Below are 14500 nucleotides of genomic sequence, written 5' to 3'. Positions count from 1 at the left end.
ATGGGCGACCAGAACGATCCATTCGGCCTTGGCGACCCCGGTCGCACCCGGATCCGACCGCTGGGCGCGGGCCGGCCGCAATCCCTGCCCGATCCGCCCGGCCCCGGTCCCGCGCCGCCACGCCCCACTTGGCAGGCCGCCCCCGATCCCGCCGCGCCCGAGGCCGCGCCCCATGCCCGGCGCGGGCGGGCGCATGCCAACCCGCTGGTCGCCGCCCATGCCACGCTGCTGGAACTGGCGCCCGAGCTTGAGCGCGCCAATCCCCCCGCCCGCCCCGAGGCGCTGCGCGCGCGGCTGCAATCGGTGCTGGTCGAGGGGCGCGACGCCTCGGTCGCCGCCGGCGTGCCGCTGAGCCGGGCCGACCAGGGCGCCTGGTTCGTCGCCGCCCTGCTGGACGACCTGGCGCTGAACACGCCCTGGGGCGGGCAAAGCGACTGGCCCCGGCAGCCCTTGGTCACGCAGATGACCGGCGAGGTCGATGCCGGCACCCGCTTCTTCGACCGGCTGGACGCGCTGATGCGCAACCCGGCCGGCGAGCGCGACCTGCTGGAACTGGCCTGGCTGTGCCTCTGCCTGGGCTTTCGCGGCAAGTATCGCGTGCAGGGCGGCGCCGGCGAAGGCGCGCTGGTGGCGCTGCGCGCGCAGATTGCCCGGCTGTTGCGCGACCCGGAACGCGAGGCCATGCCGCTGGCCCCGCACGGCGCCGGGGTGATCGCGCCCGACACGCCGCGCCGTTTCGCCGTGCCGCTGTGGACGCTGTGGCTGGGCGCGCTGGGGCTGGTCCTGGCGATCCACACGGGCCTCTCCATGCACCTTTCGGGCAAGGCGGAAAGCCTGTTCACCCAGGCCGCCGGCCTGCCGCCGGCCGAACGCGCCGCGATCTTCAGGCCCGTGCGCCAGACCGTCGAGCCGGCCCCGGAACTGCCGGCCACCGTGATCGACCCGCTGCTGCCCGCCTTCCAGGCCGCCCTGCCCGCCGCCCTGCGCCCGGCCATGAAGGGGCGCGAAACCTCGGGCCTCGTGGTGCTGGTGGTGCAGGCCAGCAATCCCGAGGTGTTCCGCTCGGCCAAGGCCAGCCTGAACCCCGCCTATCAGCCGCTGGTCGAGGCGATCGGCAAGACCGTCGTGGCCAACGCGCATCGCATCGGCGCGGTCGCGGTCAGCGGCCATACCGACAACGTGCCGGTGCAGCGCAGCAATCCCTTTGCCTCGAACCAGGGCCTGTCCGAGGCGCGGGCCGAGACCGTGGCGCAGGCGCTGGCGGCGGCCGGCGTGCCCGCCGAGCTCATCAGCGCCGAGGGCCGCGCCGACAGCCAGCCGGTGGCCGACAACGCCACCCGCGACGGCCGCGCCCAGAACCGCCGGATCGAGATCCGCATCGAGAAGAGGCAATAGATGCGCGTGCTCAAGGCCATGTTCCGGTTCCTCCTGTCCCGCGGCTTCTGGACCTTCGTCGGGCTGGCGCTGCTGGCGGCGGCGATCTGGTTCTATGGCCCGCTGGTCTCGGTCGGCGAGGCCGCGCCCCTGGAAAGCGCCGAGATCCGCGCGATCTGCCTGGGCGCCATCCTGGTGTTGTGGCTGCTGATCCTGCTGCTGGGCCAGATCCGCGCCGCGCGGCGCAACCGCATGTTCGTCACCGAACTGGCCGCGCCGCCGCCCCTGCCCGACGCGCCCGATGCCGCGGCCGAGATCGGCGGCAAGTTCCAGGAGATCCTGGCGACGCTGGCGCGCTCGCGACTGGGCAAGCGGCGCTTTCTGCGCGAGATGCCCTGGTATGTCATCATCGGCCCGCCAGGCACCGGCAAGACCACGGCGCTGCGCCAGTCGGGGCTGAATTTTCCCATCGCGCTGAACGACGACCTGAAGGGCGTCGGCGGCACCCGCAATTGCGACTGGTTCTTTACCGAAACCGCCGTGCTGGTCGACACCGCCGGCCGCTATACCGACCAGTCCAGCGAGCCCGAGCGCGACGCGGCGGAATGGGCCGGCTTTCTCGACCTGCTCAAGAAGCATCGCGGCCGGCGGGCGCTGAACGGGGTGATCGTGGCCTTGTCGCTGGACGAATTGCTGGGCCCCGAGGACGCGCTGCGCCGCCACGCGCGCGAGATCCGCAAGCGCCTGACCGAGATCGCCGAGCGGCTGGAGATGCAGTTGCCGGTCTATCTGATGCTCACCAAGGCCGACCGGCTGCCGGGCTTCGAGGCGTTCTTCGGCGCGCTGACCTCGGCCCAGCGGGCGCAGGTCTGGGGCGCGACCCTGCCGGTCGATGCCCTGCCCGAGCCCGAGGCGATCACCCGCGAGTTCCGCAGCCTCGCCGCCGTGCTGGAGGGCCGGCTGGACGCACGGCTGGCCGAGGATGCCGACCTGCCGCAGCGCGCCGCGATCTTCCGCTTTCCGGCCGAATTCGAGCGGCTGGAACCGCCGCTGCGGCTGCTGATCGACACCGCCTTCGGCGAAAGCCGCTATGAGCAGACCCCCTGGCTGCGCGGCTTCTACCTGACCTCGGCCACGCAGGAGGGCTCGCCGCTGGACCGAATGCTGGCCGGGATGGCGGCGGGCTTTGGCCTGGCGCCCGCGGCGGCGCCGCATCGGATGATGGGCGAGCGGCGGTCCTTCTTCCTGCACGACCTGCTGGCCGGGGTGATCTTCGGCGAGGCAGGCTTGGGCCTGTTCGACCCGCGCGCCGAGGAGCGCCGGACATGGCTCTGGCGCGGCTCGGCGGCGGCGGCGGCGCTGCTGGTGCTGCTGGCGGGCCTGGGGTTCCTGTTCAACACCATGCGCCAGTCCGGCGCGGTCGCGGATCAACAGCGCCTGCTGGCTGACCTGTCGGGGCGGCTGGCCAACGCCGCCTCGCGCCAGGCGCCGACCGAGCCCCTGGACCTGCCCGTCGCGCTGGATGCCATGACCGAGATCGAGGCGGCGCGGACGCCGGTGCCCGGCGGACCCTTGGCGCTGATCGGCCCCTCGGCCGCGGCCGAGATCGAGGGCGCGGCCCGGCTGGCCCGCGAACGCGGGCTGCGCAACCTGCTGGAGCCGCGCATGGTCGCCTTTCTGGAAGCGACGATGTGGCGGCAGATCCGCGACCCGGATTTCCTGCTGGGCGCGCTGAAGGCCTATCAGATGCTGACCGGGCTTGGCCCCTATGACCGGGCCTGGCTCGCGGAATGGTGGCAGGAGGTGCTGCCCGCCTTTGCCGCCGAGACCCCCTTCCCGACCGAGGCGGCGCGCGCCTGGCAACTTGCCGCGCTGGACCGGCTGGGCGGCGACGAAAGCCGCATCCAGGCCGATCCGCAACTGGTCGAGGCCGCCTTGCAGGCGATCTGCACCGTGCCCTTGTCGCTGCGCAGCTATCGCGCGCTGATGTCCGAGCCCGAGATCGCCACCCTGCCCGACTGGATCCCGGCGGAAAAGGCCGGGCCTTTGGCGGGGCAGGTTCTGACGCGGCTGTCGGGCCAGACCCTGCGCCAGGGCATTCCCGGCGCCTTCACCTGGCAGGGCTTTCACGGCACGGTGCTGCCGATGCTGCCCAGCATGGCCGAGGCGGCGCTGAACGACCGCAAGGTCTTTGCCGGCGGCTGTGCGGAAAGCGCCGATGCCTCGGCCGCCTCGTTGCAGGCCGACATGATGAAGCTTTACCAGGACGATTTCATCAACGCCTGGGAAGGCTTCCTGCGCGACGTGCGGCTGGCGCCGATCCCCGACCTGGCCACCGCCACCGCGAACCTGAAAGACCTTGCCAGTCCCGACAGCACGCTCAAGCGGCTGCTGAACGCCGTCGTCGCCGAAACCGACCTGGCGCGCCCGCCCGAACAGGGCGACAGCCCCGAGATCAATCCCGGCGTGCTGAAGAAGGTGGCCGGCAAGCTGGGCCTTGGCGCCGCGGCGCGGATCGGCACCAAGGTCGCCGCCGCCGCCCGCCGTCCGGGCGAGCCCGAGCCGCCACCGCCCGGCGCCGAGATCGCCCGGCATTTCGCGCCCCTCAAGGCCATCGTCGCCGAGGTGGACGGCAAGCCGCCGCTGATCCTGGATGCCGAGACCGCGCTGGGGGCGCTGTCCAAGGAGCTTTTGACCGTGCAGGCCAGCCCCGATCCGCAGGCGGCGCTGCTGTCGCGCGGCGGGCTGCCGCAGCTGACGGGCGACCTGCGCAATGTCGCGGCCACCCTGCCCGACCCGGTCAACGCCTGGCTGGGCGCCATCGCCGGCGACACGATCAGCGTCACGCGCGAGGCGATCCTCGCGCAGCTCAACGCGCGCTGGCGGGCGGATGTGCTGCCCTTCTGCCGCGCGGCGACGGGCGGGCGCTATCCCTTCGTCGCGGATTCGGCCATCGACGTGACGGTCAGCGACTTCCAGCAGCTTTTCGGCCCCGGCGGCCGCTTCGACGCCTTCTCCAACGAGACGCTGACGCCCTATGTCGACACCAGCGCCCGGCCCTGGCGCTGGCGGGCCGACCTGGGGCTGGACGCGCGAACGCTGGCGCCGTTCGAACAGGCCCGCGCCATCCGCGACGCGCTGTTTCCGGGTGGCGCCGGGCCGGTCATGGCATTCACGCTGGAGCCGAAGGATCTGACCCCGAATGCCGCGCGGGTGACACTGAACGTCGACGGGCAGAGCCTGGTCTATTTCAATGCCGCCTCCCGGCCGATGCCGATGACCTGGCCGGGCAAGGACGGCACCAACCTGATCTCGCTGAGCTTCACCCCTGTCGATGGCACGGGCGAGGCGATCAGCACCGAGACCGGCGCCTGGGCCTGGCTGCGGCTGGTGCGCAAGGCCGGGCTGTCGCCCACCGCGCTGCCCGAGGTCTTTGGCCTGCGGCTGGGCATCGGCCCCTATGCCGCCCGGTTCGAGCTGCGCGCGGCCTCGGTCGAGAATCCCTTCGACCTGAGCATGTTCGGCGCCTTCCGATGCCCGGAAGCGTTCTGAGCGCGCAGGCGGGCTTCTGGGGCAAGCTGCCGGCGCGCGGCGATTTCGTCGGCCGCGGGTTGCCCGAGCCGTTCCGCCGCCGCTGGGACCGCTGGGCCGCGGCGCATCTGGCCAGGCGCGAGGACTGGCCGGAGGGCGGGCTGCGGCTGCGCATCGCCTCGGGCGGGCGGGCGGCGGCGGGGCTGGTGCTGCCTTCGGCCGATGCGGTGGGGCGGCGCTTTCCGCTGGCGCTGTTCCTGCTGGCCGACAGCCTGCCCGGACCCGAGGCGCTGGAGCCCTGGTGCGAGGCCGCGCTGCAAGCCGCCGCCGAGCCCGATCCCGATGCGCTGTGGCAGGCGCTGGCGGCCCTGCCCGCGCCGGCGGGCAAGGCCGAGGCACCGCCGCTGCTGCTGTGGCAACGCGGGCATCCGGCGCTGGCCGCCGATCCCGAGGCGCCGGGGCCTGCGCTGGCAGCGCTCTTCAGTTCAGGTTGACCTTGGAGCCCTTGATCGAGGTCTCGCCCGAGGCCTTCACGTCGATCTTGCCCGAGCCCTTGATCGTGATGTCCTTGCCCTCGATGGTGATGGTGCCGTCCTTCTTCATCACGATGGCGGCCGAGCCGCAGGTCAGCGCGATCGAATCCGCCGCCACGATGGCCAGCGCCGCGCCCACGTCCAGCCCCATCTTGCCGGCGACCTTGTGCAATTCATCCGCACCGACCGTGGTGGCCCGCTTGCCGGCAACGTCCAGCGTCGAATCGCCGCCGACCTTCTCGGCCCGGTTGCCGCCCGCCTTGTGGCTGCGGTTGCCGCCGACCTCGACGGTCTCGTTCCCCGCCACGTTGGTCGAGCGGTTGCCGCCTACCTTCCAGCCGTCGTCCGAGGAGATCGCGTGGTTCTGCCCGGCCAGCACCGTCACGCCGCGCGCACCGACAATGGTATTGGTCTGCGCCGCCCCGACATTGCGCGTCTCGGTCGCGGCCACGCTGTCCACCCGCGCCGCCTTGACGGTGATGGTCTGGATGCCGCCGACGGTCTGGCTATGCGCGCCGTCGATGGTCTCGGTGGAGCTGGCGGCGACATGGATCGTCTCGGTCGCGCCCACGTCCAGGCTGCGATGGCCGCCGACCTTTTCCGTATCGTCCACCCCGATCGAGACCTGGCGGTTCGCGCCGATGGTGGTGAACTTGTCGTTGCCAACGCTTTCGCGGCGGTCGTTGCCGATGGACTGGGTGGCGTCGTTGCCGACATCCTCGACCCAGTCATGGCCGATGCGGCGGGTCTCGTCGTTCTTGATCAGCTCGTTATGGTCCTTCTGCGCCTGGAAATACACCTCCTCGGCGCCGGCCTTGTCCTCGAAGCGCAACTCGTTCCAGCCGCCGCCGCCGGGCGAGCTGTTGGATTTCCAGCCCGATTGCGTGGCATTGCCGGGCAGGCCATAGGGCGGCACCTGCTCGGCATTGTAGACCCGGCCGGTGATGATCGGCCGGTCGGCATCGCCGTCCAGGAAATCGACGATCACCTCCTGCCCGATGCGGGGGATCTGGATGAAGCCCCAGCCCGCCCCGGCCCAGGCCTGGCTGACGCGCACGAAGCAGCTGGAATGCGCGTCGCGCCGGCCCTTGCGGTCCCAGAAGAACTGCACCTTCACCCGCGCATGTTCGTCGGTATAGATCTCGGCCCCCGCGGGGCCCACCACCACGGCGGTCTGCGGCCCGCGCATCGGCCGGCGCGGCGTGCGGCGCTCGGGGCGGAAGGGGATGCGCGCCGGGGCGCAGACCAGCCGGACGTGATAGCCCAAGGGGTCGCGCCCCTCCTGCCCGGCGCGCTGGCCGGCGCGGACCTGGTCGTCCCACATGCGATAGCGGGCGGACAGCACCAGATGGCGGTCGTTTTCCGCCTCGCGCGGGAAACCCGCCAGCGTGAAGCTGCGCCCCGGCCCCAGCGGCCGGGCGGTGCCCTCGGCCGCGACGCGCTCGAAGGCGGCCTGCGCCTCTTCCAGCCGGATGCCGGCCAGCCGCTCGCCGCGCCCCAGGTCCAGGTGCCGGCCGGGATAAAGGTAAGCCTCGCGCCGGTCGCCGGCATGGCCCTCGGGCCGGCTTGCCGTCGCCATCAGGTCCGAGGAGGGTTTCAGGAAATCGTAATCGGTCTGCGCGAAAGCCCCGATGCGCATCGCGGCGCGCGGCACCCAGCCGGTCAGGTAATCGCCCTCGCGCGGGGCGCTGGGGCTGTCGGGCTCATAGGCGATCTCCTCGGCGCCCGGCGCGGGCTTCATCGCCGCATTGGCATCGGCCAGCACGGTGACATGGCCATCCTCGCCATGCTCGAAGAAATAGAAGATTCCCTCCTCCTCCATCAGCCGCTGGAGGAAGTCGAGGTCGCTTTCCTCGAACTGGACGCAATAGTCGCGGGGCGGGTAGCTGCCCTCCAGCCGCTTGTCCAGCACCACGTCGGGATAGGCGCGCAGCACCTCCTCGATGATGTCGGGCACCGAGAGGTTCTGGAAGATGCGGTTGTCGGTCGCCAGGCTTGCGAACCACAGCGCCGGGCGCAGAAGCAGCCGGTAGAAGGCGAAATCGTCGCGGATCTCGGCCAGGCCAAACTCGGCGACATGGCCGTCGAAATGCCGCGGCTCGCTGTCCTCGGGCCCCTTGACGGCGATGGTGGCGCGGGTGCCCAGCACGTCGGCCGCCTTCACGTCCAGCGTCTTGGCCGACAGGCGCAGCTCGAAGGCGAAGGGGGCCGAGACCTGTTCCTCGCCCTCCATGCGCTCGAAGGTGACGGGCTCGCCGATGGCGGGGATGGCGACGGTGATCTCGCGGGCGGATGACATGCTGACCTCCTGCCTCCGGGGCCGATGCGCCGGCCGGATACCGGTTTCAGTATGACGCAAGCCGGGCGGATTGGCGAATGATTACAGCACTTGCGGGCAGGCCAGCCCCGCCAGCAGGCGCCGGGCCGACAGCGGGTTCAGCGGCCGGTCGAACCCCATCTCCAGGAACAGCCGCGCGCCTTCGGTGCGCAGGTCGATCAGGAAGCGCCGGCCGCCGTCGCGTTCGCGCAGCCGCAGGGGCGCCAGCAGGCGCATCAGCCCCCAGGGGCCGGGCTGCTGCAATCGCGCCGCGCCCTCGGGCGTGGCAAAGCTGACCTCGATCCCGGCGGCGGGGTCGGCGCCCGGCCAGTCCAGCGCCACCGCGTCCCCCGCCGCGCCCACCGGCCCGCCATGGCCGCCGATCAGCAGCGTGGCCCGGCCGCGTTCGGCCAGGGCGGCGGCCGAGATGCGCAGCCCCGGCGCCAGCGCCGCCCCCGCCGTCAGCGCGCGTTGCAGAAAGGCGGCGCTGTCGGGGCTGAGCCCGGCAAAGCGCGCCTCGGGCTTCCAGCGCCAGGGATCGGTCTCGCGGTCCAGCAAGGTGGCGGCGCGGGCGCCGAGGAAACGGTCCATCGCACCGCCCGGCCCGATCAGGGCGGCGACCGCGGCCGGATCGGCATCGGGGCCCTGGGCAAAGGGAAAGCGCCCGGCCAGGGCGGGGGCGCAAAGCGGCAGCACCTCGGCCTGCCAGGCGCGGGTCAGCGGGTTGGTCAGGTCGCTGGCCTCGGCCGCGCCGCTTTCGGCCAGCGTGTCCTCGACCAGCCGGCCGATCAGCGGCGGCGCGTCGCGCAGCGCCCGGACCGTGCGCGCCCGCGCCTGCACGCCAAGCAGCCGGCGCTGCGCATCCGCCGCATCCGCGTCCATGGCCCCCAGCGCCACGTTCAGTTCGGCAAACAGCGCCGCGATCTGGGCGATGCGGCCGCTTTCGACATATTGGATCTCGGGGCCGAAGCGGACGGCGACGGCCAGTTGCAGCGCGTGCGGGCGGCTGCGGTCGGTGCCGCCGGCCTGGCGCCAGACCTCGGCGATCAGCGCCGCCAGGGGCGAATCCGGCCGCGACAGCGCCCCCGAGACCAGCACCGCCCGCCGCCGGTCGTCGAAGGAACGCAGCCGCAGGTCGCCCAGCCAATCCTGCCAATGCTGCAAGGTCGCCCCCTGCAGCAGCGCCATCACCCGGTCCGGGCTGTCGTTCCGCTGGGCCGGGGCTTGCGCAAGCAGCGCCGCGCCGGCCTGCCTGGCGGCCTCGACCGCCAGGCCGGCGCCGCGCGTCCGCGCCATGTCCCAGCCGGCGGCGGTGTAAAGCCCCGGCAGCGGCCGATCCAGCGGCAGGCCCGAGCGGCGCTCGGCGATGTCCGCCAGCACCGGCAGCGCCTGCGAGGGGCGCCAGGGCGGCAGCGCCGCCGCCTCGGCCGAGCGGCGCAGTTCCAGAAAGGCGCGCTCGGGCTCGGGCGCCTCGGCGGCCAGGACGCGGGCCTGCGCCAGCAATTCGGCATCGGGCGGCGCGACCGGGGTGCCGGGACGGCGCGGCAGGGCCAGCAGATGCGGGGCAAGGCCGGTCAGGGCGGGATCGGCACCGGCGCGATCCTCGGCCCAGCCGGCCAGCCAGGCGGGCTGCCATGCCGCCGCGCCCGACAGCACCGACCAGGCGCGCAGCGTGTCATAGGCGGCCGCGGGCTCGCCCTCGCCGGCCAGGGCGGCGTCGATGGCGCGGGCCAGGGCAGGCGGCAAGTGGCGGGCACGCGCCTCGGCCAGCGCCGCCGCCGCGCGGCGGGCCGCATCGCGCCCGGTCAGCCAGCCCAAGGGCCGCACCCGCACCCGCGCCATGCCCGCCGCCACCTGCGCCTCGGCCCGCTGCAACCGGTCGAGCCGCGCGCCCAGATCGGCAAAGGGCGCAGCGCGGTCCAGCCCCGCCGCCACCGCCTCGGCCTGGAACAGCCGGTCGAGCGCCCGGCTTTGCCCGGTCTCGACCCACAGCGCCCAGGCCATGGCGGCCAGCAGCCAGGCCGCCGCCAGCACCGCCAGCATGGCGCCCCAGCCCGCCGGCCGGCTGCGGTCCAGCGCCTGCCGCCGCGCCTCGGTCCGGGCCAGGCAATCGTCCACCAGGGCGCGCACCGGGTCCAGTTCCGCCCCGCCGCGGCGCAGCGCCTCGGCCAGGCTGGCGCCGTCCAGGACGCCAAGGCCGCGCGCCGCGCCCTGCCAGCCCGGCAGCGCCGGATTGGCCGCGCCCGAATCCTGCACGAGCAGCGCCAGCGCCGCCCGCGCCGCCGCCACGGCCTGCGGCGACAGGCCCGCCCGCAGCGCCTCGGTCTCGAAACGGTCCAGCAGCACCCGCGCATGGCCGGCCAGCGCCGCCATGTCCTCGGCCACCCAGGGCAGGCGGTCGGCATAGGCCAGCACCGGCCGGGCCAGCCGTTCGGCGGCGGCGGTCAGAGCTTCCCCTCGGCCTGCCATTTGCGCAGCGTCTCCTCGCCGATCTCGAAATGCATCGAATCCTCGCGGCTGTTATAGGCGGCGCCCCAGAACCAGCCCTCCTCGTTGAAATATTCGGCCAGGATCAGCAGCCCGAACTGCGTCGCGCCATCGGCAAAGGGGTCGAGCTGCCCTTCCAGCGTCAGGTCGATGGCCGTGCCCCAGGAATGGTTCGAGATCGACCGGGTCGAGCCGCGGATCAGCCGCGCGCACAGCCCGCCGGCCGTGCCCAGCTTGGCATGGATGTCGGGATCGCTCTGCTCCAGCCGCTCCAGCACCCGCGCCAGGCTGTCGAGCGCGGGCTTGAGCATGGTCACGGTGATCGGCCCGACCTTGCGCGTCTCGAGCAGCGCCCGCAGCCGGGGATTGGTCACCGGCTGGCAATCGGTGTTGTAGCTGTCGCGCGGCTGCCCCAGGATCGCCAGCATGGTCGCGTTGCGCGGCTGGGTGATGCCCTTGTTGAAGCGCGACTTGGCCAGCCGCATCTGCTCGGTCAGCGCCTCGGTCGGCGGCGGGCTTTCGAAATCCTCGCCGCCCAGGTCCGCCGGAGGGGCAAGCTGAAGCTGCGGCGCGACCGGGGCACGGTTCGCCACCAGGCTCAGGTCGTCGCGCAGCTGCGCCAGGTCCGCGCGCAACCCCTGGCGTTCGACCCGCGCCTCGGCCAGCGCCTCGCGCAGCAGGGCGAGTTCCGCCTCTTGCCGGGACAGGCGCAGCTCGGTCGCCTGGTCGGCGCTGTCGAGAAACCAGGTCGTGACCGCAAAGGCGATGGCGCCGATCACCACGCCGATCGCCACGATGATCGGCGCGGCCAGGCTGCCCGCCGGCCGCGGCGCGCGGGACAGGCTGCGCCCCGGCATCGCGCTGCGCGCGGGCGGGGCAGTCGGCGGGGCGGGGCGGCGGCCCATCTCAGCCCGGCCCGATGTCGACAACGATGACCGAGACATTGTCCGGCGCCCCCGCGGCCAGCACCTGCTGGAGCAGCCGGGCACAGGCGGCATCGGCTGGCGTGCCGGCGGCCAGCGCCGTGCCGGGCCGGGTCTCGCGCAGCGCCTCGGCCAGCGCGGCATCGGCCAGCACATGCGTCAGCCCGTCCGAGCACAGCAGCAGCCGATCCCCCGCCACCAGGTCCAGCGCCGCCAGTTCCGGCGCCGCCCCCGCCCCGACGGCGCGGGTGACGATATTGGCCTGGGGGTGGTCGCGCGCCGCCTCGGGCGCCAGCCGGCCGGCATCGACCAGTTCCTGCACCAGCGAATGATCGCGGGTCAGCCGCGCCAGCCGGTCCTCGCGCAGCAGATAGGCGCGCGCATCGCCGGCCCAGGCCAGCGTCAGCCGCCCGCGCCGGATCACCGCGGCGACGGCGGTGGCGCCGATCACCGCGCCCTCGCTGCGGCCCCGCGCCGCGATCAGCGCATCGGCCGCGGCAAAGCGCGCGGCCAGCGCCGCGGCGGGATCCTCGCCGTCGGCCAGGGTCTCCAGCGCGTCGATCACCCGGTCCGCGGCATAGCCGCCCAGCCGGTGCCCGCCCATGCCGTCGGCCACCGCCCAGACCCGGCCCGAGGGATCGACCAGGATCGCGTCCTCGTTCTGGTCGCGCACCGTGCCGCGATGGGTCAGCCCGGCGCCCCGGACCGACAGGCCGCGCCGGGTGGTGGGACCGTTCACCGGGTGATCCTTTGCGGGCAAGGCATCCTCATCCCGAACAATCGCGCAAGAATTGAAAACATCCTTAGTTTAGCGTAAAATATTCTTTCAGGGATGCAGTTTTTTAAGGTGATTCCCGTGCTGCGGACTGGTCTAGCCATATTGTCCGGTATTTGCCTTCTGGCCGGTTCCGCCCAGGGGCAGGACCTGACCGAGGAGCAGATCCTGCAACGCTTCGAGGCCCAGCGCGAAATGTATCGCGCCACCGTCCAGGGCCAGAAGACGCGCGGTCTGGACATGATTGCCGTCACCCCCAGCGGCGAGCCGGCCCAGGCGGACGCCGCGGCAGGCGAGGGCACCGTGGTCTTCGGCGAGTTCGCGCCCGAGCTTCAGGTCAATATCGCCATCCGCTTCGCCTTCGATTCGGCCAGCATCGCGCCCGACCAGCGCCCGGCCCTGGACAAGATGTGCTCGGCCATGCGGCAATCGGACGTGGCGCTGTTCCGCATCGTCGGCCATACCGACGCCAAGGGCTCGGACAGCTATAACGAAACCCTTTCCAAGCTGCGCGCGGAGGAAGTGCGCCGCTGGCTGGTCCAAGATTGCGGCATCGCCGCCTCGCGGTTGGAGGCGCTTGGCATGGGCAAGCGCTTCCTGGCCAATCCCGCCGATCCGGCCGCGGCCGAAAACCGCCGGGTCGAGTTCCAGGCACTGAGTTGACGCGACGGACCGCCGCGGCAGCGGCGGCATGCCGATGAACACGGGACTTTCGACGGGGCTTTCGACGGGCTGACGAAACAAGGGCGCCATCCAGGTCGCCGCATCGTTCGGGGGAGGCAGGAAAGTGACATTTGCAAGACGCGGCATCCGCCCGCCACGCCCGACCGCTCGTCCGACTGCGCTGATTGCGGCGCTTGCCGTGCTGGCGCTGCCGGCGGGGCCGGCGCGGACCCAGCCCCGGCCTCCAACCGCCAGCCAGATCACCCAGGACAGCTATCAGCCACCGATGCAGCGGCTGTCCGGTTCGGTGGTGTTCAGCGGCTCGCCGGGCCTGGCCGCGCCCGAGGGCGCGGACCGGCTGTCGATCCAGCTGGCCGATGTCCGGGTCGAGGGCGCCCTGCCGGGCAGCGAGGCCCGGATCGCCGCGCTGCGCCAGCGCGTGGTCGGCAAGCGGATCGCGGTCTCCGAGATCTTCGCCGCCGCCTCGGACCTTGAGGCAGGCTATGTGCGCGACGGCTATGTGCTGGCGCGCGTGGTGATCCCGGCGCAGACGCTGGAGGATGGCGGCGCGCTGCGCCTGACCGTGGTCAGCGGCTTTGTCGAGAAGATCGACACCAGCGCCGCGCCCCCCGGCCTGCGCGCCCGGCTGGACGCCATGACCGCGCCGCTGGTCGACCGCCCCACGCTGCGGCTGCCCGACATCGAGCGGCGACTGCTGCTGGCCGGCGACATGTTCGGCGTCGCACTGGGATCGGCGCTGTCCACCGGCGCCCGGCCCGGCGGCACGGTCATCATCCTGAATCCGCAATTCCGCTCGGTCACGGGCTTCGTCGGGCTGGACAACAGCTTCTCGCGCGAGCTGGGGCGGTGGAACCTCAGCGCCGGGGTCGAGCTGAACAACCAGCTCGGCCGGGGCGAGGTGTTCTACCTGCGCGCCTCGGGCCATCCCAAGCTGGGCGATGACGGATATTTCGGCGATCGGCCGCAATTGCGCACCCTGGCCGGCGGCGCGGTGTTTCCGCTGGGCAATGACGGGCTGACCTTCGGACTCGAGGCGGCCAGTTCCAAGGCGGGACCGGACACGGGCGGCGTGGCCACGGCCTCGGATTTCGACCGGCTGTCCTTCAGGCTGTTTTATCCGGTGGTGCGTTCGGTCAAGCGCAACATCTCGGTCACGGCGGCGCTGGATCTGCAACGCGACCGGCAGGATCTGGAAACCGGCGCGGGCGCCATCGGGCTTTACAAGGACCGCACCCGCGTCCTGCGCCTGACCGGCGAGGGCAACTGGCAGCTTTCCGACCAAAGCGCGCTGCGCATGGCCGCCGTGCTGTCGGTGGGGCTGGACGCCCTGGGCGCGCGCAGCGCCGCCGAGGCGATGCCGGCCATGCCGCTGTCGCGCGGCGGCGCGGATGCGGATTTCCGCAAGCTGGAGCTGTCCTTCCGCTATGACCGCGACTTCCGCCAGGACTGGAGCCTGGCGCTGTCAGGGCAGGCGCAGACCGGCTTCGGCGACCCGCTGCTGTCCAGCGAGCAATTCGGCATCGCCTCGACCGAGGGGCTGTCGGCCTTTGACCTGGGCAGCCTGTCGGGCGATTCCGGCTGGTTCCTGCGCGGCGAGGTGGCGCGGCATTTCCCGGCGCAGGGCTTCGGGCACCCGCTGGTGGTCAGCCCCTATGTTTTCGCCGCGGTGGGCGCGGTCCACCTGGAAAACCCCACGGCCATCGAGGCTGCGCGCATCGAGGCCAGTTCGTTCGGCATCGGCGTCGATCTGCGGCTGATCCGCGATCCCAGCTATTCCTCGGCGCTTATCAGGTTGGAATACGGCAAAGGGAACAGGGACGATGGCCAGGAAGATCCCTCGCGTTTCACGATCGTCAGCTCGTACCGGTTCTAATCC

The 14500-nt window shown here is 72.5% G+C and carries 9 protein-coding genes; 5 read left to right on the top strand and 4 right to left on the bottom strand.

Translation table 11 applies throughout. The features are described 5' to 3' along the window. From icmH to tagF, 3 genes are read left to right on the top strand one after another with little or no spacing between them, the layout of a single operon-like run. Positions 1 to 1395: a type IVB secretion system protein IcmH/DotU gene (icmH, locus tag ACNKFW_RS02820; protein WP_147427572.1), complete on the top strand. Its 1395-nt coding sequence runs from the start codon at positions 1 to 3 to the stop codon at positions 1393 to 1395. Further along, a complete protein-coding gene (gene tssM / locus ACNKFW_RS02815; RefSeq protein WP_147427571.1) occupies positions 1396 to 4926 on the top strand; it encodes a type VI secretion system membrane subunit TssM in 3531 nt (1176 codons plus the stop codon). Continuing rightward, entirely contained in the window at positions 4908 to 5399 is a 492-nt protein-coding gene (gene tagF, locus ACNKFW_RS02810; RefSeq protein ID WP_024844277.1) for a type VI secretion system-associated protein TagF, read from the top strand. The genes tssM and tagF overlap by 19 nt, the downstream gene beginning before the upstream one ends. Here the strand turns inward: tagF and ACNKFW_RS02805 are convergent. From ACNKFW_RS02805 to ACNKFW_RS02790, 4 genes are all read right to left on the bottom strand, one after another. After that, entirely contained in the window at positions 5386 to 7737 is a 2352-nt protein-coding gene (locus ACNKFW_RS02805; protein ID WP_147427570.1) for a type VI secretion system Vgr family protein, read from the bottom strand. The two genes, tagF and ACNKFW_RS02805, sit on opposite strands and share 14 nt — an antisense overlap. Before the next feature lie 81 nt (positions 7738 to 7818). Next, positions 7819 to 10224: an ImcF-related family protein gene (locus ACNKFW_RS02800; protein WP_147427569.1), complete on the bottom strand. Its 2406-nt coding sequence runs from the start codon at positions 10222 to 10224 to the stop codon at positions 7819 to 7821. Then, entirely contained in the window at positions 10200 to 11099 is a 900-nt protein-coding gene (locus ACNKFW_RS02795; protein ID WP_167521788.1) for a M15 family metallopeptidase, read from the bottom strand. The genes ACNKFW_RS02800 and ACNKFW_RS02795 overlap by 25 nt, the downstream gene beginning before the upstream one ends. Positions 11100 to 11148: 49 nt before the next feature. After that, positions 11149 to 11904, bottom strand: a complete 756-nt coding sequence (locus ACNKFW_RS02790) for a PP2C family protein-serine/threonine phosphatase (protein WP_028710312.1) — start codon at positions 11902 to 11904, stop codon at positions 11149 to 11151. Positions 11905 to 12021: 117 nt separating this feature from the next. Between ACNKFW_RS02790 and ACNKFW_RS02785 the strand changes: the two genes are divergently transcribed. Further along, complete coding sequence (locus ACNKFW_RS02785) at positions 12022 to 12603, top strand: OmpA family protein (protein ID WP_036747420.1); 582 nt, start codon at positions 12022 to 12024, stop codon at positions 12601 to 12603. Positions 12604 to 12727: 124 nt separating this feature from the next. Further along, complete coding sequence (locus tag ACNKFW_RS02780) at positions 12728 to 14497, top strand: ShlB/FhaC/HecB family hemolysin secretion/activation protein (protein ID WP_147427567.1); 1770 nt, start codon at positions 12728 to 12730, stop codon at positions 14495 to 14497. The last annotated feature ends 3 nt before the right edge of the window (positions 14498 to 14500 follow it).

Origin of the sequence: Paracoccus sp. TD-10, from assembly GCF_048270675.1 — a bacterium.
In the GTDB taxonomy this organism is placed as follows: Bacteria; Pseudomonadota; Alphaproteobacteria; order Rhodobacterales; family Rhodobacteraceae; genus Paracoccus; species Paracoccus pantotrophus.
Note: the sequence above shows the minus strand (reverse complement) of the source record. Positions and strands in the feature narration are given on the sequence as shown.

Bases quoted from the DNA above. Each gene is read 5' to 3' on its own strand.
- icmH (WP_147427572.1), top strand. From the start codon at position 1: ATGGGCGACCAGAACGATCCATTCGGCCTTGGCGACCCCGGTCGCACC.
- tssM (WP_147427571.1), top strand. From the start codon at position 1,396: ATGCGCGTGCTCAAGGCCATGTTCCGGTTCCTCCTGTCCCGCGGCTTC.
- tagF (WP_024844277.1), top strand. From the start codon at position 4,908: ATGCCCGGAAGCGTTCTGAGCGCGCAGGCGGGCTTCTGGGGCAAGCTG.
- ACNKFW_RS02805 (WP_147427570.1), bottom strand. From the start codon at position 7,737: ATGTCATCCGCCCGCGAGATCACCGTCGCCATCCCCGCCATCGGCGAG.
- ACNKFW_RS02800 (WP_147427569.1), bottom strand. From the start codon at position 10,224: ATGGCAGGCCGAGGGGAAGCTCTGACCGCCGCCGCCGAACGGCTGGCC.
- ACNKFW_RS02795 (WP_167521788.1), bottom strand. From the start codon at position 11,099: ATGCCGGGGCGCAGCCTGTCCCGCGCGCCGCGGCCGGCGGGCAGCCTG.